Annotated in this window: 26 protein-coding genes, 1 other RNA gene and 1 pseudogene; 22 read left to right on the top strand and 6 right to left on the bottom strand. The window is 66.1% G+C overall.

Annotated features, from left to right (window positions below; translation table 11 throughout):
- The first annotated feature begins 2 nt into the window (after positions 1 to 2).
- From gloB to H8S47_RS11490, 3 genes are read left to right on the top strand one after another with little or no spacing between them, the layout of a single operon-like run.
- Complete coding sequence (gene gloB / locus H8S47_RS11500) at positions 3 to 728, top strand: hydroxyacylglutathione hydrolase (RefSeq protein WP_187504001.1); 726 nt, start codon at positions 3 to 5, stop codon at positions 726 to 728.
- Positions 729 to 768: 40 nt separating this feature from the next.
- Entirely contained in the window at positions 769 to 1185 is a 417-nt protein-coding gene (locus H8S47_RS11495) for a hypothetical protein (RefSeq protein WP_235982801.1), read from the top strand.
- A complete protein-coding gene (locus tag H8S47_RS11490) occupies positions 1185 to 1550 on the top strand; it encodes a hypothetical protein (protein ID WP_235982799.1) in 366 nt (121 codons plus the stop codon). Before H8S47_RS11495 ends, H8S47_RS11490 begins: the two co-directional genes overlap by 1 nt.
- A gap of 305 nt (positions 1551 to 1855) precedes the next feature.
- Here the strand turns inward: H8S47_RS11490 and H8S47_RS11485 are convergent, their stop codons facing one another.
- Positions 1856 to 2638 (bottom strand): crotonase/enoyl-CoA hydratase family protein, encoded by a 783-nt coding sequence (locus tag H8S47_RS11485; RefSeq protein ID WP_187504000.1) that lies wholly within the window; start codon positions 2636 to 2638, stop codon positions 1856 to 1858.
- Positions 2639 to 2729: 91 nt separating this feature from the next.
- Between H8S47_RS11485 and H8S47_RS11480 the strand changes: the two genes are divergently transcribed.
- Both H8S47_RS11480 and H8S47_RS11475 read left to right on the top strand, forming a co-directional pair.
- Positions 2730 to 3185: a PaaI family thioesterase gene (locus H8S47_RS11480; RefSeq protein WP_187503999.1), complete on the top strand. Its 456-nt coding sequence runs from the start codon at positions 2730 to 2732 to the stop codon at positions 3183 to 3185.
- On the top strand, positions 3182 to 3583 hold the full coding sequence (locus tag H8S47_RS11475; RefSeq protein WP_187503998.1) for a PaaI family thioesterase: 402 nt from the start codon (positions 3182 to 3184) through the stop codon (positions 3581 to 3583). The genes H8S47_RS11480 and H8S47_RS11475 overlap by 4 nt, the downstream gene beginning before the upstream one ends.
- Positions 3584 to 3746: 163 nt before the next feature.
- On the opposite strand, the gene H8S47_RS11470 is transcribed toward H8S47_RS11475, so the two are convergent.
- A complete protein-coding gene (locus H8S47_RS11470; protein ID WP_187503997.1) occupies positions 3747 to 4871 on the bottom strand; it encodes a PQQ-dependent sugar dehydrogenase in 1125 nt (374 codons plus the stop codon).
- A 178-nt stretch (positions 4872 to 5049) separates the two neighbouring features.
- Here H8S47_RS11470 and rimP point away from each other — a divergent pair, with 178 nt between their 5' ends.
- From rimP to H8S47_RS11410, 12 genes are all read left to right on the top strand, one after another.
- Complete coding sequence (rimP, locus tag H8S47_RS11465; protein ID WP_120301366.1) at positions 5050 to 5646, top strand: ribosome maturation protein RimP; 597 nt, start codon at positions 5050 to 5052, stop codon at positions 5644 to 5646.
- Entirely contained in the window at positions 5646 to 7421 is a 1776-nt protein-coding gene (gene nusA / locus H8S47_RS11460; RefSeq protein WP_187503996.1) for a transcription termination factor NusA, read from the top strand. The genes rimP and nusA overlap by 1 nt, the downstream gene beginning before the upstream one ends.
- Positions 7421 to 7669 (top strand): tautomerase family protein, encoded by a 249-nt coding sequence (locus H8S47_RS11455; RefSeq protein WP_187503995.1) that lies wholly within the window; start codon positions 7421 to 7423, stop codon positions 7667 to 7669. Before nusA ends, H8S47_RS11455 begins: the two co-directional genes overlap by 1 nt.
- Positions 7670 to 7844: 175 nt before the next feature.
- Positions 7845 to 8585: a DUF448 domain-containing protein gene (locus H8S47_RS11450; protein WP_187503994.1), complete on the top strand. Its 741-nt coding sequence runs from the start codon at positions 7845 to 7847 to the stop codon at positions 8583 to 8585.
- Positions 8582 to 11437 (top strand): translation initiation factor IF-2, encoded by a 2856-nt coding sequence (infB, locus tag H8S47_RS11445; RefSeq protein ID WP_187503993.1) that lies wholly within the window; start codon positions 8582 to 8584, stop codon positions 11435 to 11437. Before H8S47_RS11450 ends, infB begins: the two co-directional genes overlap by 4 nt.
- 115 nt (positions 11438 to 11552) lie before the next feature.
- Complete coding sequence (gene rbfA, locus H8S47_RS11440) at positions 11553 to 11942, top strand: 30S ribosome-binding factor RbfA (protein ID WP_107954753.1); 390 nt, start codon at positions 11553 to 11555, stop codon at positions 11940 to 11942.
- A 372-nt stretch (positions 11943 to 12314) separates the two neighbouring features.
- Positions 12315 to 12890: a thymidine kinase gene (locus H8S47_RS11435; protein WP_187503992.1), complete on the top strand. Its 576-nt coding sequence runs from the start codon at positions 12315 to 12317 to the stop codon at positions 12888 to 12890.
- A gap of 171 nt (positions 12891 to 13061) precedes the next feature.
- Positions 13062 to 14087: a tRNA pseudouridine(55) synthase TruB gene (truB, locus tag H8S47_RS11430; protein WP_187503991.1), complete on the top strand. Its 1026-nt coding sequence runs from the start codon at positions 13062 to 13064 to the stop codon at positions 14085 to 14087.
- An 18-nt stretch (positions 14088 to 14105) separates the two neighbouring features.
- A complete protein-coding gene (gene rpsO, locus H8S47_RS11425) occupies positions 14106 to 14375 on the top strand; it encodes a 30S ribosomal protein S15 (protein ID WP_055881152.1) in 270 nt (89 codons plus the stop codon).
- A 192-nt stretch (positions 14376 to 14567) separates the two neighbouring features.
- Positions 14568 to 17018: a polyribonucleotide nucleotidyltransferase gene (gene pnp, locus H8S47_RS11420; protein ID WP_187503990.1), complete on the top strand. Its 2451-nt coding sequence runs from the start codon at positions 14568 to 14570 to the stop codon at positions 17016 to 17018.
- 139 nt (positions 17019 to 17157) lie between these two features.
- Positions 17158 to 17517 (top strand): response regulator, encoded by a 360-nt coding sequence (locus tag H8S47_RS11415; RefSeq protein ID WP_187503989.1) that lies wholly within the window; start codon positions 17158 to 17160, stop codon positions 17515 to 17517.
- Between the two features lie 132 nt (positions 17518 to 17649).
- Positions 17650 to 18381, top strand: coding sequence for a hypothetical protein (locus tag H8S47_RS11410; protein WP_187503988.1), 732 nt, complete (start codon positions 17650 to 17652; stop codon positions 18379 to 18381).
- 74 nt (positions 18382 to 18455) lie between these two features.
- Here the strand turns inward: H8S47_RS11410 and ssrA are convergent.
- Positions 18456 to 18811: a transfer-messenger RNA gene (ssrA, locus tag H8S47_RS11405) on the bottom strand.
- Between the two features lie 100 nt (positions 18812 to 18911).
- On the opposite strand from ssrA, the gene H8S47_RS11400 reads away from it, so the two are divergent.
- Positions 18912 to 19343 (top strand): RrF2 family transcriptional regulator, encoded by a 432-nt coding sequence (locus H8S47_RS11400; protein ID WP_060526568.1) that lies wholly within the window; start codon positions 18912 to 18914, stop codon positions 19341 to 19343.
- Between the two features lie 148 nt (positions 19344 to 19491).
- Here H8S47_RS11400 and mscL read toward each other — a convergent pair whose 3' ends face one another.
- Positions 19492 to 19962: a large conductance mechanosensitive channel protein MscL gene (mscL, locus tag H8S47_RS11395; RefSeq protein WP_187503987.1), complete on the bottom strand. Its 471-nt coding sequence runs from the start codon at positions 19960 to 19962 to the stop codon at positions 19492 to 19494.
- Positions 19963 to 20066: 104 nt separating this feature from the next.
- Between mscL and H8S47_RS11390 the strand changes: the two genes are divergently transcribed.
- The 4 genes from H8S47_RS11390 to H8S47_RS11375 are packed head-to-tail and all read left to right on the top strand — an operon-like array spanning position 20067 to position 22692.
- Complete coding sequence (locus H8S47_RS11390; RefSeq protein ID WP_187503986.1) at positions 20067 to 20663, top strand: LemA family protein; 597 nt, start codon at positions 20067 to 20069, stop codon at positions 20661 to 20663.
- A gap of 10 nt (positions 20664 to 20673) precedes the next feature.
- Positions 20674 to 21525, top strand: a complete 852-nt coding sequence (locus tag H8S47_RS11385; RefSeq protein WP_187503985.1) for a TPM domain-containing protein — start codon at positions 20674 to 20676, stop codon at positions 21523 to 21525.
- Between the two features lies 1 nt (position 21526).
- Positions 21527 to 22192, top strand: coding sequence for a TPM domain-containing protein (locus H8S47_RS11380; protein WP_187503984.1), 666 nt, complete (start codon positions 21527 to 21529; stop codon positions 22190 to 22192).
- Positions 22189 to 22692: an NUDIX hydrolase gene (locus tag H8S47_RS11375; protein WP_187503983.1), complete on the top strand. Its 504-nt coding sequence runs from the start codon at positions 22189 to 22191 to the stop codon at positions 22690 to 22692. Before H8S47_RS11380 ends, H8S47_RS11375 begins: the two co-directional genes overlap by 4 nt.
- Positions 22693 to 22817: 125 nt before the next feature.
- Here the strand turns inward: H8S47_RS11375 and H8S47_RS11370 are convergent, their stop codons facing one another.
- Together H8S47_RS11370 and hrpB are read right to left on the bottom strand one after the other, a co-directional pair.
- Positions 22818 to 23099, bottom strand: coding sequence for an ETC complex I subunit (locus H8S47_RS11370; RefSeq protein ID WP_187503982.1), 282 nt, complete (start codon positions 23097 to 23099; stop codon positions 22818 to 22820).
- Between the two features lie 10 nt (positions 23100 to 23109).
- Positions 23110 to 25552, bottom strand: a pseudogene (hrpB, locus tag H8S47_RS11365) (ATP-dependent helicase HrpB).
- Between the last annotated feature and the right edge of the window lie 166 nt (positions 25553 to 25718).

The following is a 25718-nucleotide window of genomic DNA, read 5'->3' as shown; positions in this document are numbered from 1 at the left end:
TGATGCTCGATATCGTCCGCGTTCCGGTGCTTTCCGACAATTATGCCTGGCTGATCCACGACACCGTCTCGGGCGAGACGGTGGTGGTCGATCCGGGCGAGGCCGCACCGGTGATCGCCGCCGCCAAGAAGCGCGACTGGCGGATCGACCGGGTGTGGACGACTCACTGGCATCCCGATCATACCGGCGGGAACGCCGAGATGAAGGCGTATGGCGCGACGGTCGTCGGCCCGGCGGCGGAGGCGGACAAGATCCCGACGCTCGACGAGCAGGTCGGCGAAGGCGATGTCGTGCGGATCGGCGAGCATGCGGCGACCGTGATTACGGTGCCGGGGCATACGCAGGGGCATATCGCGTTCCACTTCGCAGATGATGCGGCGATCTTCACCGGGGATACGCTGTTCGCAATGGGCTGTGGGCGGCTGTTCGAGGGGACGCCGGCCGATATGTTCGCGAACATGCAGCGCTATGCCGTGCTGCCGGACGATACCGAAGTGTTCTGCGGGCATGAATATACGCAGAGCAACGGGCGCTATGCGCTGGTCGCCGAGCCGGACAATGCCGAAATCGTGACGCGGATGGCCGAGGTCGATGCGGCGCGCGCGAAGGGCGAGCCTACCGTGCCGACGACGATCGGGCTCGAGCGGGCGACCAACCCGTTCCTGCGGGCGACGTCGATCGAGCAACTGGCGGGCTATCGTGCGGCGAAGGATGCGTTTCGCGGATAAAGGGCGCATGAGGGTGGCGGGGATTTTTAGGAGCGTTGCGATGCGGATGCGGACCCTGCCACTCTTGATGCTGCCGGCTGTAGTGCTCGGCGCGTGTACGCAGACCCAGGCGGAGGTCGAACGCGCGCAGGTGCGCGACGCTGGCGTGCAGGAGAAGCTCGCGAAGGAACTCGCCGGGCTGGTGCCGGGCAAGCCCGAGACGTGCATCAGCCAGTTCCCGCAGAAGCAGAGTTCGGGTTACGGCGCGACGATCCTGTACCGCGTCAACAAAGAACTGGTGTATCGCAGCGATACCGTCGGCGGGTGCGAGGGGATAGGGCGGGGCGACATCCTCGTGACGCGGACGCCGAGCGGGCAGCTTTGCCGCGGCGACATCGCGCAGACGTTCGATCAGTCTTCGCGGTTTCCGACCGGGAGCTGCAGCTTTGGTGAGTTCGTGCCGTATCGGAAGCCGTGATGCGCGGGGCGGTTCTGGCGGCGACGGGGCTGCTGACGGTGGGAATGCTCGGGGCGGGGAATTCCGATCCGCTGGCGGGGCGGGTCGCGGGGGCGCCGGTGCGGTGCATCGATATCCAGCGGAACGGCGGGCCCGAGATCATCGATTCGCAGACGATCCTGTACCGGGAGTCGGGCAAGCGGGTCTGGAAGACGGGGCCGGTCGGGGAGTGCGCTTCGCTGCGGCCGCTCGATACGGTGATCGTCGAGGTTTATGGCGGGCAATTGTGCCGCAACGATCGGTTTCGGACGGTGTCGGTGGGGATGTCGATTCCGTCGGGATATTGCCGGTTTCGGGATTTTACGCCGTATGACCGGGTGAAGTAGGGTTTTCTTGCTAGTCCTGCCGCGCGCCGCCTTGCCTCGCCTCACTCCGCCTTCCGTATCGCACCACCCCGGCGGAGGCCGGGGCCCAATTGGGGGACGGTGCTGACTGAGGACGACGCTCCGTTACTCCGACCTTGCCAATTGGGCCCCGGCCTTCGCCGGGGTGGTTGTAGGTGGGTAGCGCCTTTCGATCACCAGCCCCCTCCCCCCGCCATCCTGACGAAAGTCAGGACCCAGGGTTACTGAGGGCCGCGCGTGGTACTCTGGGTCCTGACTTTCGTCAGGATGACGGAAGGTTAGCAGGATCAGTCCTCGAACACCGCCACCCGCTTTTCCATGTTGGCGCGGACCTGTTCGACCTGGTTGGGGGTGCGGATGACCTTCAGTTGCTCTTCGGTCTCGGCAAGCAGCACCGCCGCGGCGTCAGCATCCGCCGCGAGGTTGTAGAGGCGCTTCGAGCCCTGGATCGCGTGGGGGTTCCTCGCTGCGATCTCGCGGGCGAGCATTATCGCCTCGCCGAGCGGGTCTTCGGAAAGGCGCGTGACGAAGCCGTGCCGCAACGCCTCCGCACCGTCGAACTCGCGTGCGGTGTAGGTCAGTTCGCGCAGCACGTCGTCGCGGGCGAGCGTGCGCCAGAGGGCGATGCCGGCCATGTCGGGGACGAGACCCCAGTACGTCTCGCGGATTGCGAAGCGCGCTTGCGGATGCGCGATGCGGATGTCGGCGCCGGACATGATCTGGAACCCGCCGCCGAACGCAACGCCGTGGACTGCGGCGATCACCGGCATCGGTAGAGTGCGCCAGCCCCAAGCGACCTGCTGGACGAGGTTGGCGCCTTCCGAGGTCCGGTCGCCTAGCGCCAGGCCCGATCCGCCGCTCGCCATCGAGGCCATGTCGAGACCGGCGCAGAACGCCTTGCCTTCGCCGGACAGGACGACGCAGCGGACGTCCGTCATCCCCTTAAGGCGGTCGATCGCGGCGGCGCTGCCTTCGAACATCGCCGGGTCGATCGCGTTCATCTTGTCGGCGCGGTTGAGGCGGACGTCGGCGATGCCACCGTCGACGGTAATCGTGACCCGGTCGTTCACTGAACAATCCTCTCGTGTTTCCCGGACGCTAACCGGCCCCGCGCCCTCCCGCAATGTTGCGCAGGCTCGTGCGGCGTGTAGAGGCTCGGACATGGCTGGTTTTGATCCACAATGGTTTGCGACGCGCGGGTTCGGCGGGCACGGCGCCGCGCTGGGGATGCGTTATCATGCGCATGGCGACGACTGGGCGGAGCTTGCGCTGCCCTATGACGAACGGCTGATCGGCGATCCGGCAAGCGGTGTGATCGCGTCGGGGCCGATCATCACGATGATGGACATGGCGACGAGTCTGGCGATCTGGATCAAGCGCAATGCGTTCGTGCCACATGCGACGCTGGATTTGCGGGTCGATTACCTGCGGCCGGCGACGCCGGGGAAGACGGTGATCGGGCGCGGGGAATGCTACCGGATCACACGGTCGATCGCGTTCGTGCGCGGGCAGGCGCATGACGGCGATCCGGGCGATCCGCTGGCGCATGTCGCGGGGACGTTCATGGTGGTGGGCGATGTCGCCGGCATGGGTCTCAACAGAAGGACCGAGGCATGACGATCGGCCTGCCGCCCTATGCGGAGATTCTGCGCGTGTCGGTCGAGGCCGAGGATGGCGCGCCGCCGGTACTGCTGATGCCGTTTGCGGATGACGTGCTGGGGCGGCCTGGGTTTTTGCACGGGGGTGCGATCTCCGGGTTGCTGGAGATGGCGGCGATTGCGGCTTTGCAGCATGCGTTGGAGGCTGAGGGTCCCGATGGCTCCGACGCGCGGATCAAGCCGGTGAACGTCACGGTCGATTTTATGCGGGGTGGCAGGGACAAGCCTACACGCGCGGCGGGCGTGGTGACGCGGTTGGGAAACCGGGTTGCGAATGTCGAAGCGACCGCGTGGCAGGACGAGCGCGACAAGCCGATCGCCGCTGCGCGGATGAACTACCTGATCGTGCGCGACTGACTTCCTCCCCTCCCGCAAGCGGGAGGGGACCGAGGGGTGGGCGCCCGGTTTCGGCGTTAGCTGCCGGTGCGATGATCCCGCCACACTGCACCTTCAGCAGTGGAGGTGAGCGCGTGCCCACCCCTAGCCCCTCCCGCTTGCGGGAGGGGGATAGCGCCGTGACCTACTTCGCGGTCAATTTTATCAGACGGCCTTGGGAGTCGCCGCCGTCTTCCAGCACCCAGATCGCGCCGTCGGGGCCTTGTTCGACCTCTCGGATTCTCGCGCCCATATCCCATTGGTCGCCCTTCGCCGCGCTCGTGCCGGTCAAGTGCACGCGGACGAGGGACTTGGAGGACAACCCACCGATGAACGCGTCGCCCTTCCACTGCGGGAACATGCTGCCCGAATAGATCATCAGGCCGCCGGGGGAGATCACCGGGTTCCAGAACACCTTGGGCGGTTCATAGCCATCGCCGGGCTTGTGATCGGGGATGTCGGTGCCGTCATAGTTGCTGCCGTTCGACGCGTTGGGCCAGCCGTAATTGAGGCCGGGCTTGATGAGGTTGACCTCGTCGCCGCCCTTCGGCCCCATCTCCTGCTCCCAGAGATTGCCCTGCGCGTCGAACGCGATCCCGAGCAGGTTGCGGTGGCCGTAGCTCCAGATCTCGGGTGCGAAGCCCTTCGAAACCAGCGGATTGCCGGGGGCGGGCTTACCGTCGAGCGTGAGGCGTAGGACCTTGCCGAGCGTCATCTTCGGGTCCTGCGCCGGCGTGAACTTCTGACGCTCGCCGTTGGTGAAGAATAGGTATTGGCCGTCGGGCGAGAAGGCGATGCGGCCGGAATAATGGCCGTTGCCCTCGACGAAGGGGCGCGCGCTGAAGATCGTCTCGATCTCGCCGAGACGCTCGCCGCCACCGCCGTTCGGACGCATGCGGCCGCGCGCGAGGACGACGCCCTTGCCGCCCTCGCCTGCGGTCGAATAGCTGAAATAGACGCGCTGGCTGGTCGCGAAATCGGGCGCGAGGACGACATCCATCAGACCGCCCTGCCCGGCCGAATCGACCGTGAGCGTAGCGACCGTCTGGCGCGACTTGCCGTCGGCGGAAACCAGCAGCATCTCCCCCTTCTTCTCGGTCACCAGCATGCGCTTGTCGGGCAGGAACGTCATCGCCCAGGGCGCATCGAAGTCGGCGACCACCGTCTCCCTGAACGGCTTGCCCGCCGCTGCCGGTTGCGCGGAACAAGCGGTTGAGGCGAACAGCGTGGTTGTCAGCAAACTCGTGGCGAACAGCGTTTTGCGAATCATGATCTTCTCCCGGAAATCCCTGCGCTAACGCAGCGTACTAAACGAAGGTTGCTCCCGCTTGCGGAGCGGCGCCACCCCGCGTATAGAGGCACCACTTCTCTACATCGCCAGATGAAGAGGCTGCGGGGCTTGCTCCGCGGCGGCAATCACCTGTGCTTTGGCCCTGTTTGGAATTTCGATGGCGAATATCGCCCTGCTGACCGACCTGATCGAACCCGAGGCAACGGCGCTCGGCCTCAGCCTCGTGCGCGTGCGCATGCAGGGCGGCAAGTCCGATCCGACGTTGCAGGTGATGGCCGAGCGCCCGGACACGCGCCAGCTGCTGATCGACGACTGCGCCGAGCTGTCGCGCCGCATCTCGGACAAGTTCGATGCGCTCGAAGCCGAGGGCAAGGACCCGGTCGGCGAGGACGCGTATCGCCTCGAAGTATCGAGCCCCGGTATCGATCGGCCGCTGACCCGGTTGCAGGACTTTGCCGACTGGGAAGGCCAGGAGGCGCGCATCCGCCTCGTCGAGCCGTTCGAGGACCGCAAGCAGATTTCGGGCAACCTGATGGGCGTCGAGGGGACCAAGATCACCGTCGACGTCAACAAGCACAAGCTCATGACGATCGACTTTTCGCAGGTCGCCGACGCCAAGCTCGTCATGACCGACCGTCTCATCGCCGCGACCGCGCCGCTTTCTACCGAAGGCGCGGACGAGGTTTTCTATCAAGATACGCCCACCGATGAGCCCGATGCTCACGAGGCCGACACCGAAGAAGGACAGCATTGATGGCCACGGCAGTCACCGCAAACCGCGCGGAACTGATCGCGATCGCGAATTCGGTCGCGTCGGAGAAGATGATCGACAAGGCGATCGTGATCGAGGCGATGGAGGACGCGATCCAGCGCGCCGCCCGCTCGCGCTACGGCGCCGAGAACGACATCCGCGCGAAGCTCGATCCGAACACCGGCGATCTGCGCTTGTGGCGCGTCGTCGAAGTGGTCGAGGCGGTCGACGATTATTTCAAGCAGGTCGACGTGAAGGGCGCGCAGAAGCTCCAGAAGGATGCGGCGCTGGGCGACTTCATCGTCGATCCGCTGCCCCCGATCGAGTTCGGCCGCATCGCCGCACAGGCCGCCAAGCAGGTCATCTTCCAGAAGGTCCGCGACGCCGAGCGCGAGCGCCAGTTCGAAGAGTATAAGGACCGCGCGGGCGAGATCATCACCGGCGTCGTCAAGCGCGTCGAGTTCGGCCATGTCGTCGTCGACCTGGGCCGCGCCGAGGGCGTGATCCGCCGCGACGCGCAGATCCCGCGCGAAGTGGTGCGCGTCAACGACCGTATCCGTTCGCTGATCCTGAACGTCCGCCGCGAGAATCGTGGGCCGCAGATCTTCCTCAGCCGCGCGCACCCAGACTTCATGAAGAAGCTGTTCGCGCAGGAAGTGCCCGAGATCTACGACGGCATCATCGAGATCAAGGCCGCGGCCCGCGATCCGGGTTCGCGCGCGAAGATCGGCGTCATCTCGCATGATTCGAGCATCGATCCGGTCGGCGCGTGCGTCGGCATGAAGGGTAGCCGCGTTCAGGCCGTCGTGCAGGAAATGCAGGGCGAGAAGATCGACATCATCCCCTGGTCGCCCGACATCGCGACCTTCGTCGTCAACGCGTTGCAGCCGGCCTCCGTGTCGCGCGTCGTGATCGACGAGGAAGAAGAGCGCATCGAGGTGGTCGTTCCCGACGACCAGCTTTCGCTGGCGATCGGTCGTCGTGGCCAGAACGTGCGGCTTGCGTCGCAGCTGACCGGCAAGGCGATCGACATCCTCACCGAGGCGGATGCATCGGAGAAGCGCCAGAAGGACTTCGTCGAGCGCTCGGCGATGTTCGAGAAGGAGCTCGATGTCGACGAGACGCTTGCACAGCTGCTGGTCGCCGAAGGGTTCACGAACCTCGAAGAGGTGGCGTATGTCGAGGTCGAGGAGATCGCCGGCATCGAGGGCTTCGACGAGGATCTGGCGGGCGAGTTGCAGAACCGTGCGACCGAGGCGCTCGAGCGTCGCGACGCCGCGAGCCGCGAAGAGCGTACCGCGCTTGGCGTCGAGGATGCGCTGGCCGGCATGCCGTATCTGAACGAGGCAATGCTGGTGACGCTCGGCAAGGCGGGCATCAAGACGCTCGACGACCTCGCCGATCTCGCGACCGACGAGCTGGTCGAGAAGAAGCGCGTCGAGCCGCGTCGTCGCAACGAGGACGCGCCGAAGCGTCCCGAGCCCAAGGGCGGGATCCTCGCGGAGTACGGCCTGAGCGACGAGCAGGGCAATGAGATCATCATGGCCGCCCGCGCGCACTGGTTCGAGGACGAGGCTCCCGAGGCTTCGGCTGACGAAGTCGAGGCGGACGAGACTCCGGTGGAAGAGGCTTCGGCTGATGACGCCGTGGTCGAGGACGCTGCGACTGAAGAGACGACGGCCGACGAAGCCGTGGCTGAGGACGCTTCGGCGGACGACGCTTCGGATGAAGACGCTGCGGACAAGACCGACACGAAGAGCGAGGGCGACAAGGCCTGATGCCCTTCGTCAGCATCCGCATCTCGGGGTCCGCCACCAAGGACCAGAAGGCCGGCATCGTCGCCGACGTCACCCAGTCGCTAGTGCAGCGGCTGGGAAAGAACCCGGCTGCGGTGCAGATCGTGATCGAAGAGGTCTCGACCGAGAATTACGGCGCGGGCGGCCAGCTGCTTGTCGACCGCGACGCTCCAAAGACGGCCCCCAATACTCCGGCGCAGGAGGACGCACATGCGGAACCCTCCCGATGAGGCGCTAGGCGCTACCGAAACCCTGCATTCCTCCCCTCCCGCAAGCGGGAGGGGACCGAGGGGTGGGCGCCCGGCTTCGGCCAAGGGCGACGCTTCGGCCAAGTCTCACGCGTCCAAGGCTAAAGCTAAGGGCAGCAATGGAGGTGAGCGCGAGCCCACCCCTAGCCCCTCCCGCATGCGGGAGGGGGATGATGATGCGCCCATTCGCAAGTGCATCCTCTCGGGCGAGCGCGACGTAAGGCCGCATCTGGTGCGACTCGCGTTGTCGCCCGATGGGCAGATCCTGCCCGACGTTCGCGCCAAGGCTCCCGGCCGCGGCGCTTGGATCGGTGTCACGCGAATCGAGCTCGAAGCCGCGATCAAGAAGGGCAAGCTCAAGGGCGCTCTTTCCCGCGCGTTCAAGACCGGAGAGTTCACCATCGATCCCGAGCTTCCGGCCAAGATCGAATCCGCGCTCGAGCGTAACGCGCTCGACAGGCTCGGGCTCGAATCCCGCTCCGGTACGGTACTGATCGGCTCCGACCGGATCGAGCAGAACGCGCGGCAGGGGAAGCTGAAGACGCTCTACCACGCGTCCGACGCGGCCGAGGATGGCAACCGCAAGCTCGATCAGGCTTGGCGCATCGGCAACGATGAAGAAGGCTCGGGTTTGCGGGGGTTGGCACTCCCGGTGTCGCGCACCATATTGGCGTTGGCGCTGGGACGGGAAAATGTGGTACACATTGGCCTGACAGACCGCGCTGCAGCAAAGCGGGTGAGCGAAGCGCTCGACCGTTGGCTGCATTTTATCGGCTCCGAACCTTCTTCCGTGTCTTGCGAAACGGCCTCGCAGGGCGCATCGGCGTCACAAAATATAGGGGCGTCCGGATCGACCGGACAACGCCCGGCCGTGGACATGACTGAGGAATTTGAGTGAGCGACACGGACAACGAGAAGCCGAAACTTGGCATGCGCGCACCTTTGGGTGTGAAGCGCACGGTCGAGACCGGCCAGGTGAAGCAGAGCTTCAGCCACGGCCGATCGAATACGGTGATCGTGGAAACCAAGCGCGCGCGCGTCCTGCGCCGTCCGGGCGAGCCCGACGTGCAGGTCGCGGATGCCGCACCGGTTGCCGCGCCCGCCCCGGCGGCTGCCCCCGCAGCGCCGGCACCACAGGCGCGCGCACCGCAGCCTGCGCCCGCCCCCGTGCGTCAGCAGCAGAGCAATCTGTCGCCGCAGGAGCGCCAGGCCAAGCTGCTCCGCGAAGCCGAAGAGCAGCGCATGAACACGCTGGAAGAAGGGCGTCGTCGCCAGGAGGCCGAGCGGGCCAAGGCGATCGAGGACGAGCGTAATCGCGTCGCCGATCGTGCGCGTGCCGAGGCTGAAGCCAAGGCGCCGAAGCCCGTCGAGGCTCCTGCGCCCGCACCGGCCCCTGTGGTCGAAGCGGCTCCCGCTCCGGTCGCGGCTCCGACGCCAGCGCCTGCGCCGGCTCCGGTCGAAGCGCCCGTTGCTGCGGCGCCTGTCCCGGCACCGGTTGCTGCGGCACCTGCGCCTGCACCGAAGCCCGCTCCGGTAGTGGCTGCTCCTGCGCCGGCTCCCAAGCCTGCGCCGGCCCCTGTCGCTCCGCCGGCACCGCCGCCCATCATCGAACTGACCCGCGATCCGGCGTTCCCAGCACCGCGCCGGTTCTCGCCGGTGGCGCGTCCCGAGCGTCCTCCGCCGCCGCCAAAGCCTGTTGCAGCACCCGCTGCCGCAGCGCCGACCACGGCTGCGAATGCCGGCACGACCGCGCCTCGCCCCGGTGCGACCGGCGTCAATGCTCCGGCCGGTGGCATTCGTCGCGACGCAGTGCCTGCGCGTCCGCAGCAGCGTGACCGCAAGGGCGACGATCGTCGCACCTCGGGCAAGCTGACCGTCAACCGCGCGCTCGGCGATGGTGATGGTGCACGCGCTCGCTCGCTCGCCGCACTGAAGCGTGCGCGCGAGAAGGAGCGTCGTGGCACCGGTGGTCCGCGCGAGGCGCAGGCCAAGCAGATCCGCGACGTCGTCGTCCCCGAGGCGATCACGGTGCAGGAACTCGCCAACCGCATGGCCGAGAAGGGTGCCGACCTCGTCAAGGCACTGTTCAAGATGGGCATGCCCGTCACGATGACGCAGACGATCGACCAGGATACCGCCGAGTTGCTCGTCACCGAGTTCGGCCACAACCTGACGCGCGTCAGCGATGTCGACCAGGATCTGGCAAACGACACGATCGACGATGCCGAGGAGACGCTGAAGCCACGCGCGCCGGTCGTCACGATCATGGGTCACGTCGATCACGGCAAGACGTCGCTGCTCGATGCCCTGCGCGGCACCGACGTGGTGCGCGGCGAAGCGGGTGGCATCACCCAGCACATCGGCGCGTACCAGGTCACGCTGAAGGACAAGTCGAAGATCACCTTCCTCGACACGCCCGGCCATGAGGCGTTCACGCAGATGCGTGCGCGCGGTGCGGACGTCACCGACATCGTCATCCTGGTGGTGGCGGCGGACGACGGCCTCATGCCGCAGACGGTGGAGGCGATCGCCCACACCAAGGCGGCGGGCGTGCCGATGATCGTCGCGATCAACAAGATCGACAAGGAAGGCGCCAATGCCCAGAAGGTGCGCGAGCGCCTTCTGAGCGAGGAGATCGTGGTCGAGGACATGGGCGGCGACGTCCAGGACGTCGAAGTCTCCGCGACCAAGAAGATCGGTCTCGATGCGTTGATCGAGAAGATCCAGCTCCAGGCCGAACTGCTCGAACTGCGCGCCAATCCGGATCGTGCAGCCGAGGGTACGGTGATCGAGGCCAAGCTCGACAAGGGCCGTGGTCCGGTCGCGACGATCCTCGTCAACCGCGGTACGCTGCGGGTCGGCGACATCTTCGTGGTCGGCGGCGAGAGCGGCAAGGTCCGTGCGCTGGTCGACGACAAGGGCAAGCAGATCAAGGAAGCCGGTCCGGCGAGGCCGGTCGAGGTCCTCGGTCTGTCGGGTGTTCCGCAGGCGGGCGATCCATTCCAGGTCGTCGAGAACGAGGCACGCGCCCGCGAAGTCGCGGAATATCGTCGCAGCGTGAAGACCGACAAGCGGACCGCATCGGTTCCTGCCAGCCTCGAGAGCATGTTCTCGGCGCTGAAGGAAAAGCAGGCGATCGAATACCCGCTGGTCGTGAAGGCGGATACGCAAGGCACGGTCGAGGCGATCGTCGGGGCGATCAACAAGATCTCCACCGACCTGATCAAGGCGCGCGTGCTGAGTTCGGGCGTCGGTGGCATCACCGAGTCGGACGTCACGTTGGCGGCCGCATCGGGGGCACCGATCATCGGCTTCAACGTCCGCCCGAACGCCAAGGCCCGCGAGATCGCCGAGCGCCAGAAGGTCGCGTTCAAGTACTACGATGTCATCTACGACCTGATCGACGAGATCCGGGCGGGTATGGCAGGCGAGCTTGGGCCGGAAGCGTTCGAGACGGTCGTCGGTCGTGCCGATATCCGCGAGGTCTTCTCGGCGGGCAAGCATGGCAAGGCGGCAGGTCTGCTCGTCACCGAGGGCAACATCCGCAAGGCGCTCAAGGCCCGTATCACGCGCAACGACGTCATCATCTACCAGGGCGAAATCGCATCGCTGCGTCGCTTCAAGGATGATGTCGCCGAGGTCCGTGCGGGGCTCGAGTGCGGCGTGACGTTCACGTCGAACTTCGTCGACATCAAGGCCGGCGACGTTCTCGAGACGTTCGAAGTCGAGATGCGCGAACGTACTTTGTAACTACTAAAGCCCTCTCCCCTGCGGGGAGAGGGTTGGGTGAGGGGCTGTCCCAGGCGCTGACGTATGCGGCGCCCCTCACCCCCGCCCTCTCCCCGAGGGGGAGAGGGAGCTTAAGATGAAGACCGATACCCCAGAAGCAAAAGCCGTCCGCAGCTTGCGAGTCGGAGAACAGGCGCGTCATGCGCTGTCGGACATCCTCGCGCGCGGCGACGTCCACGATCCGGTGCTCGAAAAGCATCTTGTAACGATCACCGAAGTCCGCATGTCCCCCGACCTCCGCCACGCCACCGTCTTCGTGAAGCCGCTGCTCGGCAAGGACGAGGAGAAGGTGCTGAAGGCGCTCCGCACCAACACCGCCTACCTCCAGCGCGAAGTCGCGAACCGGGTGCAGATGCGGTATGCCGCGAAGCTCAAGTTTCTCGCGGACGAGAGCTTCGACGAGGGCACGCACATCGACCAGTTGTTGCGGGATCCGCATGTTGCGCGGGATCTGGCTGAAGATTGATTTTGGCGGGCTGCGAGCACCTCGCTTGCAGTCAGTAAGGGCTTTGCGGCGATTGGAATAAAACGCCTCCTACGTCCTATCCCGTTCCGAACCTTCTGCGCTCCTCGTGCCCTTCCCCCTCCCCGTTCGTGCTGAGTAGAGACCGAGTAGGCTCGAAGAGCCGTATCGAGGGCTCGTATCGAAGCACAGGTTCCGCATCCCAACCTGTCCTTCGATACGCCGCTTCGACAAGCTCAGCAGCTACTCAGGACGAACGGGTGGTGGTTGGGCAGCGGGTGGTGAGAGGTGGTCCTGCGGGAGCGGGTTTGGGAATTCCGAGCCATAGTGCACCGCTCCTCTGGACATCCCCCCAGCTTCCCGCTCTTTGCCCCCATGGCCAAGCTGTATTTCTACTACGCGTCGATGAACGCGGGGAAGTCGACGAACCTGTTGCAGGCGGACTTCAACTACCGTGAGCGGGGGATGCGGACGTTGTTGTTCACGGCGGCGATCGACGATCGGTTCGCGGCGGGGACGATCACGTCGCGGATCGGGCTGGAGGCGCCGGCGATCGCTTTCGATGCGGGGACGGATATCGGGGCTTGCGTGGTTCGACAGCACGGCGAGGATGCGATTTCCTGCGTGCTGGTGGATGAGGCGCAGTTTTTGACGTCTGCGCAGGTGGATCAACTCGCACATATTTGCGACGTGGTTGGCATTCCGGTGCTGGCCTATGGATTGCGGACCGATTTTCAGGGGGCGCTGTTTCCGGGGTCGGCTCGGTTGCTGGCGCTGGCGGACTCGTTGGTGGAGATCAAGTCGGTTTGCGGGTGTGGGCGGAAAGCTACTATGAACCTGCGGGTCGATGGGAACGGGCGGGCTATTGCCGAGGGGCAGCAGACCGAGATTGGCGGGAATGATCGGTATGTCGCGCTGTGTCGGCGGCATTTTTGTGAGGCTTTGGGGTAGGCTTCACCCCTCCCCGTCATCCTGACGAAAGTCAGGACCCAGGGTACCGAACACCGTCGCTTGTGGCTCTGGGTCCTGACTTTCGTTAGGATGACGGAGTGGGTGGGGTACGGTCTCGCATCGACACGCACCGTCGCCCGCTACTCGCTCGATACTTTAGGACTTACGCACATGCATGGCTGGATCATTCTCGACAAGCCGCTGGGGCTTGGCTCGACGCAGGGGGTGTCGGCGGTGAAGCGTGCCTTGCGGAGCGGCGGGTATGGGAAGTTCAAGGTGGGGCATGGGGGGACGCTTGATCCGCTGGCTACGGGCGTGCTGCCGATTGCCATTGGGGAGGCGACGAAGCTTGCCGGGCGGATGCTCGATAGCGACAAGATCTATGATTTTACGGTGATGTTCGGGGTTCAGACGGATACGCTGGATGCCGAGGGTGTGAGCATCGCGACGTCCGATGTGCGGCCGACTTTGGCGGCGGTCGAGGCGGTTCTCGCGCAGTTCACCGGGCCGATTTCTCAGGTGCCGCCTGCCTATTCGGCACTGAAGGTGGACGGTGAGCGCGCTTATGATCTGGTGCGCGCTGGACATGAGGTGGTGCTCGCGAGCCGGAATGTGACGATTCATTCGCTATCCTCCCCGGTACGGGGAGGGGGACCAGCGCAGCTGGTGGAGGGGGGCTTCCGCGAACGTTCCGCGGGTGGCGAGCCCCCCTCCCCCCCCGTCCAAGCGGACGGCGGTCCCCCTCCCCGTGTCGGGGAGGAATTGCAGGATGCGCCCCTGTCCCACACGTCCCTGGAGGAAGTCACCCTCACCGCGCATGTGTCGAAGGGCACCTACATCCGCTCGCTTGCGCGCGACATCGCGCTGGCGCTCGGCACCGTCGGCCACGTCACGATGTTGCGCCGTACCAAGGCCGGCCCGTTCGACCTCACTTCCGCGATATCGCTGGACAAACTGGACGAACTCGCTAGAGGCAACGCGCTTGAAGATGTACTTCTGCCCTTGAGGGTGGCGCTGGACGACATCCCGGCTCTCTCCCTCACCCCCGGCCAGGCAGGGGCGCTCCGACAGGGGCGTATCTTGGCCGGGATCGCCGCAGACGATGGCCAATACTTCGCCGAACTGGACGCTGTCCCGGTCGCGCTGGTCGAGGTCAAGGACGGAGACGTCCGGGTCGTTCGCGGTTTTAATCTGTGATGTCGAGGACATGAATTCATGACGATTACCGCTGAACGCAAGACCGAGCTCGTCAAGGAGCATTCGCGCGCCGAGGGTGACACCGGTTCGCCGGAAGTCCAGGTCGCGATCCTGACCGAGCGCATCAAGAACCTGACCGAGCATTTCAAGGGCCACAAGAAGGACAACCACTCGCGTCGTGGTCTTCTCATGATGGTCAACAAGCGCCGGACGCTGCTGGATTATCTCCGTCACAAGGACGGCCAGCGCTATCTGGATCTGATCGCGAAGCTCGGTCTCCGCAAGTAACACGAACGGCTCCCCTCGGGGGGCCGTTTTCGTATATAGGGTTTTGATTCCGCGCATTTCGCGCGGAGGCAAACGCCAGAGCGCAATTCGGCGCAATGGCAAGGAGCGACAACTCGCTCCACACCGCCGCGGGCCGGCTAAGCCCGCACATAGGCCCCAAACGCATCTGGCGTTTGGAGTGAAGGAAAAAGAATGTTCGATACCAAGACCGTAAGCGCCCAGTGGGGCGGCAAGACGCTGACGCTCGAGACCGGCCGCGTTGCGCGCCAGGCTAACGGTGCAGTCCTCGCCACCCTCGGCGAGACCGTCGTTCTGTGCGCCGTGACGGCTGCACGGACCGTCAAGGAAGGGCAGGATTTCTTCCCGCTCACCGTCCATTACCAGGAGAAGTTCTCCGCGAGCGGCCGCATCCCCGGCGGCTTCTTCAAGCGTGAGCGCGGCGCGACCGAAAAGGAGACGCTGACCAGCCGTCTCATCGATCGCCCGATCCGTCCCCTCTTCCCAGAGGGTTTCTACAACGAGATCAACGTGATCTGCCAGGTTCTGTCGTATGACGGCGAGAACGAGCCGGACGTCCTCGCGATGGTCGCGGCGTCGGCAGCGCTGACGATATCGGGCGTGCCGTTCATGGGCCCGATCGGCGCAGCACGCGTCGGCTACGTCGATGGCGCGTACATCCTCAACCCGACGCTGGAAGAAGCCAAGGCTGGCGATCTCGACCTCGTCGTCGCCGCCACCGGCCAGGCCGTGATGATGGTCGAATCGGAAGCCAAGGAGCTTTCGGAAGAGATCATGCTCGGCGCCGTGCAGTTCGCTCACAAGGCCTGCCGCGAAGCCGCCAACCTGATCATCGATCTGGCCGAGAAGGCTGCCAAGGATCCTTGGGAAATGGCCGAGCAGGCTGATCTCTCGACCGCCAAGGACAAGCTGAAGAAGCTGATCGGCAAGGACATCGCGGCCGCCTACAAGGTGACCGACAAGTCCAAGCGTTCGGACCTGCTGAATGCCGCTCGTGCGAAGGGCAAGACGGCGTTCGCCGATGCCTCGCCGCAGGACCAGATGGCAGCCGGCAAGCTGATGAAGAAGCTGGAGGCGGAGATCGTCCGCGGCGCCATCCTCAAGGACGGCACCCGCATCGACGGCCGCACCACCACGCAGATCCGTCCGATCGAGGCGATGGTCCACTTCCTCCCACGCACGCATGGCTCGGCGCTGTTTACCCGCGGCGAGACGCAGTCGATCTGCACCACCACGCTCGGTACGCGTGATGCGGAGCAGATGATCGATGGCCTGAACGGGCTTTCGTACGAAAACTTCATGCTGCACTACAACTTCCCTCCCTATTCGGTTGGTGAAGTCGGTCGCTTCGGTGCGCCGGGTCGTCGCGAAGTCGGTCACGGCAAGCTCGCATGGCGCGCGCTGCACCCGGTGCTGCCGACCAAGGAAGAGTTCCCGTACACGATCCGCGTCCTGTCGGACATCACGGAGAGCAACGGCTCGTCGTCGATGGCGACGGTCTGCGGTGGTTCGCTGAGCATGATGGACGCGGGCGTTCCGCTGAAGCGTCCGGTGTCGGGCATCGCGATGGGCCTGATCCTCGAGGGCAAGAACTTCGCGGTTCTGTCGGACATCCTCGGCGACGAGGATCACCTCGGCGACATGGACTTCAAGGTCGCGGGCACGTCCGAGGGCATCACCACGATGCAGATGGACATCAAGATCGCCGGCATCACCGAGGAGATCATGGGCAAGGCGCTGGCGCAGGCCAAGGAAGGCCGTGCGCACATCCTGGGCGAGATGGCCAAGGCGCTCGACCACACCCGTGAGGAACTGTCGGCGCACGCACCGCGCATCGAGAGCTTCCAGATCGACAAATCGAAGATCCGTGAAGTCATCGGCACCGGCGGCAAGGTGATCCGCGAGATCGTCGCGCAGACCGGCGCCAAGGTCGACATCGACGACGAGGGCGTGATCAAGGTGTCGTCGTCCGACCCCGCGCAGATCGAAGCCGCGATCAAGTGGATCAAGGGCCTCGTCGAGGAAGCCGAAGTCGGCAAGGTCTATGACGGCAAGGTCGTCAACCTGGTCGATTTCGGGGCGTTCGTGAACTTCATGGGTGGCAAGGACGGTCTCGTCCACGTGTCCGAAATTAAGAACGAGCGCGTCGAGAAGGTGTCTGACGCGCTGACCGAAGGCCAGGAGGTCAAGGTCAAGGTTCTCGAGATCGATCCGCGCGGCAAGGTTCGCCTTTCCATGCGCGTCGTCGACCAGACGACCGGCGAAGAGCTGGAGGACACGCGTCCTGCTCGTGAGCCCCGTGAGGGTGGCGATCGTGGTCCGCGCGGTCCGCGTCGTGACGGCGATGGCGGTCGTGATGCTGGCGGCAACGGCGGTGGTCGTGATGGCGGCGGTCGTGGTCCGCGCGGCGAAGGCGGCGCCGGTCGTGATGGGGGTGATCGTGGCTCGCGTGGCCCGCGTCGTGACGGCGACGGTGGTCGTGACGCAGGCGGCAACGGCGGTGGCCGTGGCCCGCGTCGCGACGGCGGTGGTCAGGGCGGCGAGCGCGCCCCCCGCGCCGAGCGTACCGAGGGCGACAAGGCCCCCGAGTTCGCTCCGGCGTTCCTGACCGGCGATCGCGACTAAGCCTTTGCCGCCTAACGGCAAATGATGGAGGGGCTCGGGAAACCGGGCCCCTTTTTCGTGTGCCGCTCGGTCTGCCCGATTTAGCAGGGCAAACGCGACCGAAACGGAACGGACGTCCGTGCCGGATGTTCGAACCGCTATGAACGCCACTTCGAAGTCCGTTATTCTCGTCGTCGATGACGACGCCCTCGTCCGGGTCCACTCCAACTTCGCGCTGGAGGATGCCGGCTATGAAGTCGTCGAAGCCAGCAATGCGGCCGACGCGCTGGTCAAGCTCAAGGAGCGGCCGGATATCGCCGCCCTGTTCACCGATGTGCGCATGCCGGGCGATTTGGATGGTATCGACCTCGCCAACGCGGTGCACGCGCAACGTCCCGACATCGCAATCGTCGTCACGTCCGGGACTGACAACGGCACGACCGCCGCCCTCCCCGCGGCGGCACAATTCGTGCAGAAGCCCTATACCGGCGCGCAGATCAGCAGGCTTCTTCGGCCCTGACGAAATCTTGACGTCGATCCGCTGAATATTCCGCATTTTTTGCTAAAGGGCGGCACTTATCTTGCGACTTGCCGATCGCGACAATTGAGATCATCGTCCTCCGTCTGAGCATCGACTCGCGGGGGCGACAGGATGACCACGGCGAACATTACGCGCGCGACGCTGCAAGATGGCTTGGCGAGCGAACGCCTTTTCTTTCTGGTCATGGCGACAGTCATCGCGGCCACCGTGATCTTCGGCTTTACCGTGAACGCTGCGCGGACGCACTGGACGTTCTTTTCGCTGCCTTGGCATGTCCATCTGCATGCCGTGGTATTCTCATCATGGATCATGCTTTACGTCGTGCAGAACTGGCTGATCGTGCGCGGTTCGGTCGCGCGCCATCGCCAGTTGGGCATGACCGGCGCGGGTATTGCCGCGGTGATGGTCGTGCTGGGGATCGTGACCACGGTCATGGCGATCGAGGAGCACCGCGTGCCGCCGTTCTTTCCGCCCGGCGTCTTTCTCGTGCTCGACGTGGCGGGCGTGATCGGCTTCGGCGTGATCACGGCATGGGCGATCGCGCTGCGGCGGCAGGCGGCGTGGCATAAGCGCTTGATGCTGTGCGGGACGATCCTGGTCATGCCGCCGGCGCTGGGGCGGATCCTGCCGATGCCGTTGCTGGGCGCGTTCGGACCGCTTGCGGTGTTCGCGTCGATGGCGGTGTTCGTCATTGCGGGGATGATCTACGATCTGCGCCTGCGCGGGCGGATACATCCGGCCTATTATTGGGGCGGCGGGGTGCTGGTCGTGACCAATGGTCTGGTGGGCCCGCTCGGCTTTAGCCCGCCGGTGTTGCGGTTGGCTGAGCGCCTGACCGCATGATCGAGGCCGCGTGAACCAGGCTGCATGATCCTGAAAGTGGGGAGCTTCTGTTGCTCGGTGCTCCCCGTACCGCCGGTTTCCACTTCTGTTGCCCGGTGTGGCCCGAACCGCGCTTTCGTCCGTATAACCTAGGTCGTTAGACCGTCAGTTATGCGGCAATTGCGAGTGCTTCGTTATCGTTGGCACTTGTGTATGGGCCGTTGCGGTGGTCCCATTCCGAGCGAAACATAGCGTCGTTGAACACACGTCGATCCTAGTTCGACCCCGTCATCGTCCCCCTCTTGCGAAGAGGGCGGTGGTGGAGTCGCCGGGTACTGCCCCCGGGTCCGCTGTGTCTATGACACGCCACGGTTTATCGCCATAGCCGCCAAGAGAAGATTCCCCCGACGGCATGGCCGATATAGGGGGGCCGCAACGCGATGAAAAGCCCGGGCGGGGCGGCTTTTTTATTACCAAATGCCACAGTGCAGCATGCAACGTGCCAAACCGCCTTCCGCTCGCCACAAAGCGCGTGCATAGCAACCTGCATTATGTTGACGCAGCGCTCCCGCTACGCGCTCCGCGCGATGATCTTCCTTGGCGGTGCTCCCGCCGGCGGCCCTCCCATCCCGATGACGCGGATCGCCGCCGAGGCGAACGTGCCGCGCAAGTTCCTCGAGCTGATCCTCGCCGATCTGCGCGAGTCCGGTCTGCTCCACAGCCATCGCGGCAAGATGGGCGGCTATCGCCTCTCGCGGCCGAGCCATCTGATTTCGCTCGGCGAGATCATCCGGATCATCGAGGGGCCGCTGGCGCTGGTGCCGTGCGTAAGCCGGACCGCGTACCGGCCGTGCCTCGACTGCAAGAGCGAGGCGGATTGCGCGATCCGCTATGCGATGATGCGGGTGCGGGACGAGACTGCGCGGATTCTGGATGGCACGAGCTTGGCAGATGCCAACGCCGAGGATCTGGTCGCGGCTTAGCGTGTCCTTCTCCCCTCGGGGAGAAGGTGGCGCGGCAGCGCCGGATGAGGGGGAGTTGGGATGCAACGTCCCGAGCCTCACTCCCCTCACCCTTCCGTCGCCTGCGGCTCCTCCCTCCCTCTCCCCGCAGGGGAGAGGGACAAGGCGATCACCCTCGCGCCTTCAACTCGTCACGGATCTCACGCAGCAGCGCGATCTCGACCGGCTCTGGCGCGGGCGCGACGGGCGTAGCGTCTTCCTCGCGCTTCAACCTTGCCGTCTCGCGCTCGATCAGCGCCGCCGTCCGGTTCACCACCCGCAGGATCATGAAGATGATACCCGCGACGATCACGAAATTGACGAGCTGCGTCGCGAACGCACCATAGCCGAGCAGAGGGACGCCGGCCTTCTTGAGCGCCGCGTAATCGGTCAGCGAGCCGACATAGCCCGCGGGCACCGCGCCCATCCGCCAGAAATAGCTTGAGAAATCGAGCCCGCCGAAGACTTTGCCGATTATCGGCATCAGTACGTCGTCGGTCAACGACGTCACGATCTTGCCGAACGCCGCGCCGATGATCACCGCGATGGCGAGATCGAGCACGTTGCCGCGCATGATGAAGGCCTTAAATTCCTTGAGCATTACCGCTCCTTTCCCTGTTCGGGCCAAGGCTAACCATCGATTTCGGTTTCGCCAACCCTGCGGACTGTCCTATGAGGGTGACACAGGTATTCAGGAGAGCTCCGATGTCACGTGCCCCAATCGCCCGCGGTACCGCCGCGATCCTCCTCGCATCGGCGCTGGCCGGGTGCGGGATCAACAGCGTGCCGACCGCCGAGGAAAACGCGAAGGCGCGCTGGGCCGACGTCCAGAACAACTATCAGCGTCGCGCCGACCTGATCCCCAATCTCGTCGCGACGGTGAAAGCGGCCGGCGCACAGGAGAAGGATATCCTCGTCCAGGTGACGCAGGCGCGCTCGGCTGCGAACTCGGTCCAGGTCTCGGCCGCCGATCTCTCCGACCCCGCGAAGATGGAGCAGTATCAGCGCGTCCAGGGCGCGGTCGGGCTGTCGCTCCAGCGCTTGCAGGAGGCGTATCCCGAGCTGAAGAGCCAGGCCAATTACACCACGCTGATGAGCCAGCTCGAAGGCACCGAGAACCGCATCACGATCGCGCGGCGCGATTACAACGGCGCGGTGCAGGCCTACAACACCAAGATCCGCACCTTCCCCGACGCGGTCGGCGCGAAGATTTTCTATGGCGCCAAGCCGATGGTGCCGTTCGCGGCGACCACGCCGGGTGCCGAAACCGCGCCGACGGTGAACTTCGGCAACGCGAGCTGATCGGGGCATTATGCTCCGCCACCTCCTGACGCTGGCGTTCGCGGTATTGCTGGGGAGCAATGCCGCGACCGCTCAGACGCTTCCCAAGTTCACCGGCTTCGTCGTCGATGCGGCCAACGTGATTCCGCCCGATCAGGAAGCGGCGCTGACCAAGCGGCTCGACGACCTGCAAAAGGCGACCGGCAACCAGTTGGTCGTCGCGACCGTGCCCGATCTCGAAGGCTATCCGATCGAGGACTACGGCAATGCGCTGATCCGGAGCTGGGGCGTCGGGCTGAAGGATGCGAACAACGGCGCGATCCTGCTGGTCGCGCCGAACGACCGGAAGGTGCGGATCGAGGTCGGCTATGGCTTGGAGCCGGTGCTGACCGATGCGTTCTCCAGCGTGGTGATCAACCAGCAGATCCTGCCGCGCTTCAAGGCGGGGGACATCCCCGGTGGGATCGTCGCGGGGACGAATGCGGTGGCGGACCAACTCGCGCTGCCCGATGCGGAGGCGCGCGCAAAGGTGACCGCGGCGGCGGCAGAGTATGACAAGACGCATCGTCGCGCGAATTCGGGTGGCGGCGGCGTGCCGATCGGGCTGATCTTCTTCGGCATCGTGCTGGCGGCGATCGTCATCCCGATGATCTCGCGGCGTGCGGGCGGCAAGCAGTATGTCGATGGCGGGAGCCGTGGCGGTGGCAGCGGTGCCTTGCCGATCGTGCTGTGGAGCATCGCCGATGCGATGACCCGTGGTGGGGGCGGCGGTGGCGGCTTCGGTGGTGGCGGCGGCGATAGCGGCGGCGGCTGGGGCGGCGGCGGTTTCGGCGGCGGCGGCGGTGGATCCGGCGGTGGCGGCGGCGCATCGGGGAGTTGGTGACATGCGACTGAGCGAAACCGATCACGACCGCGTCACCGCGGCCGTGACGCAGGCGGAGACCGCAACGACCGGCGAGATCGTCACGATCGTCGCACGGCAGTCGGATGCGTATCACGACGTGTCGCTGCACTGGGCGGTGCTGGCGATGCTGCTGACGCTGGCGCTGCTTGCGTTCCACCCGGTCGCAGCGGACCATATCTACGCGCTGGTCGATCCCTGGCAGGCGGCACCGCAGGGTGCGCTGTACGTGGTCGCGCTGGTGCTGGTGACTTTGGTGTTTCTGGCGGCGCGGCTGGTGTTGGCGGCGACGTCGGTGCGGGTGGCGCTGACGCCGGGTGCGACCAAGGCACGGCGCGTGCGGCGGCGGGCTCTGCTCCTGTTCCGGGCGGGGGCCGAGAAGCGCACCAAGGGCTCGACCGGCGTGCTGCTGTACCTGTCGCTCGCCGAGCACCGCGCGGAGATCATCGCCGACGACGCGATCCACTCGCGCGTGCCGAACGAGACCTGGGGCGCGGCGATGGCGGCGGTGCTGGCCGGCGTGCGCGACGATCGTCCCGCCGACGGGATGGCAGACGCGGTGGCGCAGATCGGCGCGGTGCTCGCCGAACATTTCCCCCGCACCGGTGCGCCGGTCAACGAACTTCCCGACAGGCTGATCGAACTATGAGCAAAACCGTTTGGGCCGGGAAATTCCTGACCGTGCAGACCGAGGGCACGTGGGAATTTGCCGCGCGCCAGGGCGAGATCGCAGCGGCAGTGATCGTCGCGATCGACGACGGCGACGTTATCCTGGTGGAGCAGTTCCGCGTGCCGCTGGGCCGCGCGTGTCTGGAGCTGCCGGCCGGCTTGGTCGGTGACGAAACCGCGGGCGAGAGCGTCGCGGTGGCAGCCGGGCGCGAGCTGGAAGAGGAGACGGGCTACCGAGCAGACGCGATCGAGAATCTTGGCGTATTCTATTCGTCGCCGGGGATGACGTCGGAATGCTTCACGCTGGTGCGCGCGACCGGGCTGTCCAAGGTCGGCGATGGCGGCGGGGATGGTGACGAGAATATCACCGTGCACCGGGTGGCGCTGGCGGACGTGCCGGGGTTCGTGGCGGAGAAGCGGGCCGCAGGCGTGGCGATTGACACCAAGATGCTGCTGATCCTGGCGGGGTCGATTCTTTAGCGGCGGGAGTCGCGCTCGATCAAGCGCTCAAGACTTGTTTCCCCGCGAAGGCGGGGACCCAGACTGGGCTCCCGCCTTCGCGGGAGAACAAAGAAGTACGGGGGGCCTAGCGCCGCTCCCCGAGCTTATTTGAAGTTATCCGCGTAGCTCTGCAGCTTCAGCGTCTTCTGCGGCGCGGGGACGACGGTGTAGCCGAACCCCTCGCGCTCGCAGTGCGCGATCGCCGCTTCGGCGGTCGGGAACAGCAGACGCACCTGGTCGCGGGTGTCGCCGCTGCCGGCCCAGCCGGTAAGCGGGTCGGGGCGTTTCGGCTCCGAGGGTTCGAATTCGAGCTGCCAGGCGTCGGTCCGGTGCTTGCCGGACTGCATGGCGTTCTTGGGGCGCTGGAAGATACGGGCGGTTGGCATGGATGTCCCCTTATCGCGAACCGGCGGCCCTTGCATCCGCCTTTTTCGTCCGCAGCGTCGCGGACGCCGCGGCGGGGTCGTCGGGCCAAGGATGTTTCGGATATCGCCCGCGCATTTCCTTCGCCACCGCGGTCCAACTACCCGCCCAGAAACCGGGGAGATCGCGCGTCGTCTGGATCGGGCGGCCGGCGGGGGATGTGAGGCTGAGGACAAGCGGCACGCGCGCCTCGCCGATCGTCGGATGCACCGCGAGGCCGAACAGGGCCTGGACGCGGAGCTCGACGCGCGGGCCGCCTTCCGCGGCGTAGTCGATCGCGTGCGTGCTGCCGGCGGGGCTGGTGAAATCGGGCGGGGCGAGGCGGTTGATCGTCTGCATCGCGTCCCAGCCGAGCAGGTTGCGGAGGGCTTCGGCGAGCGCGCCGGGGGCGATCGCTTCGAGGCGGCGCTTTCCGGTGAGGAGCGGTGCGAGCCATTCGTCGGCGCGGTCGAGCAGGGTCGCGTCGTCGAGCGGGACGCCGGCATAGGCGGCGCGGTCGCGCAGGGCCTGCGCGCCGTCGCTCCACGGGAGCAGCGCGAGGCCGTGCTCGCGGACGCCGTCGATCAGTGCGGCGAGGATGGCGTCAGGGTCGGCGCTGCTGTCGGGGCCGCTGGACAGGCGGATCGCGCCGAGGCGGCGTTCGCGGAGGGCTTGGATACCGCCGGTTGTAGAGTCGAACGTCACAGTGCGGCGGGATTCGATGCGGTCTGCGAAGAGGGTTTCGACGGTGGCTTGATCGATCGCCACCGCGGAGAGAATGCGCGCCCCGGCGGCCGAGCCCTGCGTGTCGGCGACGGCGAGCCATTCGGAGCGGGCGAGCGGCGAGGTCGGGTCGAGCTTGAACCCACGTCCGCCGACCGAGGCCCAGGTCTCGCCAGACGCATCGCGACGCCGGGCGACACGGTCGGGGAAGCCGAGCGCCACGCATACTTCTGCTCCCCCTCCCGCTTGCGGGAGGGGGGGCAAGTTTCGCCCAGCGGTCGGCCATCGCTCGTGCTGCATTAGCCTTTGCACCGCGTTCGGTTTTCCATCTGCGGAGACGAGTTTCGAGGTCGACGTCCTGCCCGCCGATGCCGCGTTCGCCGAGCAGGACTGCGATTTGGGCTGCCACCGGCGCCAGGCCGCGCTCCCCTGCCCTCAGCAGCATGTGCGCGAGTCTCGGGGGCATCGGCAGTTTGGCGATCGCTCGGCCATGCGGCGTCGGGCGACCGTCCTCGATCGCTTCGAGCGTCGTCAGCCGCGCCATCGCCTCGTCGATCGCAGTCGCGGGGGGTGGGTCGATCCAGCGGAGGTCACGAGGATCGCCGACACCCCAGAGAGCGCACGCGAGCACCAGCGCAGACAGGTCTGCTTCGAGGATTTCGGGGGGATCGTAGCGCGGAAGTCCGGCAGTCGCCGCTTCTTCCCACAGTCGATACGCGATGCCCGGCCCTAGCCGCGCGGCGCGGCCGGCGCGTTGGATGACGGCGGCCTGGCTTGCGCGTTCGGTCACTAGCCGCGTCATCCCGGCGGCGCGGTCGTAGCGCGGGCGTCTCGCCAGTCCCGAGTCGACGACGATGCGGATGCCGTCGAGCGTCAGGCTGGTCTCGGCGATGCTGGTGGCGAGGACGACCTTCCGCCGACCATCGGGTTCGGGAAGGATCGCAGCGCGCTGCGCCGCGGGATCGAGGCTGCCGTGGAGTTCGTGCAGGACGATGTCGTCGGGCAGGTTCGCGAGGCGGTCGGCGGTGCGCTCGATCTCCGCGACGCCGGGGAGGAAGGCGAGCACGCCGCCCCCCGCTTCGCCGAGCGCGCGGCGGATCGCGGCGGCGACCGAATCCTCGATCCGCAATTCCGCCTGGCGGCCGATGTGACGGAGGGTGAGTGGATAGCTGCGGCCTTCGCTCTCGATCACCGGAGCGTTGTCCATGAGCGCCGCGAACCGCGCACCGTCGAGCGTTGCGGACATGGCGACGATGCGCAGATCCGGGCGGAAGCCGGCTTGCACGTCGAGCGCCAACGCCAGGCCAAAGTCGCCGTCGAGGCTGCGTTCGTGGACTTCGTCGAACAGGACGGCGGAGACGCCGGCGAGTTCGGGATCGGCCTGGATGCGCGCGACGAAGATGCCTTCGGTGATCACCGTGACGCGGGTCGAGGCGGAGCGCTTGCTGTCCATGCGGGTCGCGTAGCCGAAGGTCTGGCCGACGGGCTCGCCGGCGGTGGAGGCCATGCGTTCGGCGGCGGCGCGGGCGGCGAGGCGACGGGGGGAGAGGAGGAGGATCTCGCCGGTGCACCAGGGTTCGGTGAGAAGGGCGGGGGCGACTGCGGTGGTTTTGCCGGCGCCGGGGGGGGCTACGAGGACGGCCGAGGTTCGGTCGCGCAGGGTTGCGAGGAGGTTGGGGAGTACGGTGAGGATCGGGAGCGGCGGCGGGGTCATGCGCGCCTGCTGCCACAGTGGCGGGGTTGGCGACAGGTTTTGTGAGTGCGCGGGCATGTCGCTCGGGGGGGAACGCTAGAACTTTGCGATCCTCACCCGCCAGGGGGAGGTGGCTGGCGCTAGCCAGACGGAGGGGGAGGTAAGCGCAACCTCGGCTCCGTGTCCT

Source organism: Sphingomonas albertensis, from assembly GCF_014358075.1.
Lineage (GTDB): Bacteria > Pseudomonadota > Alphaproteobacteria > Sphingomonadales > Sphingomonadaceae > Sphingomonas > Sphingomonas albertensis.
The sequence above is the reverse complement of the archived record's forward strand: the minus strand, read 5'-3'. Positions and strand labels throughout refer to the sequence as shown.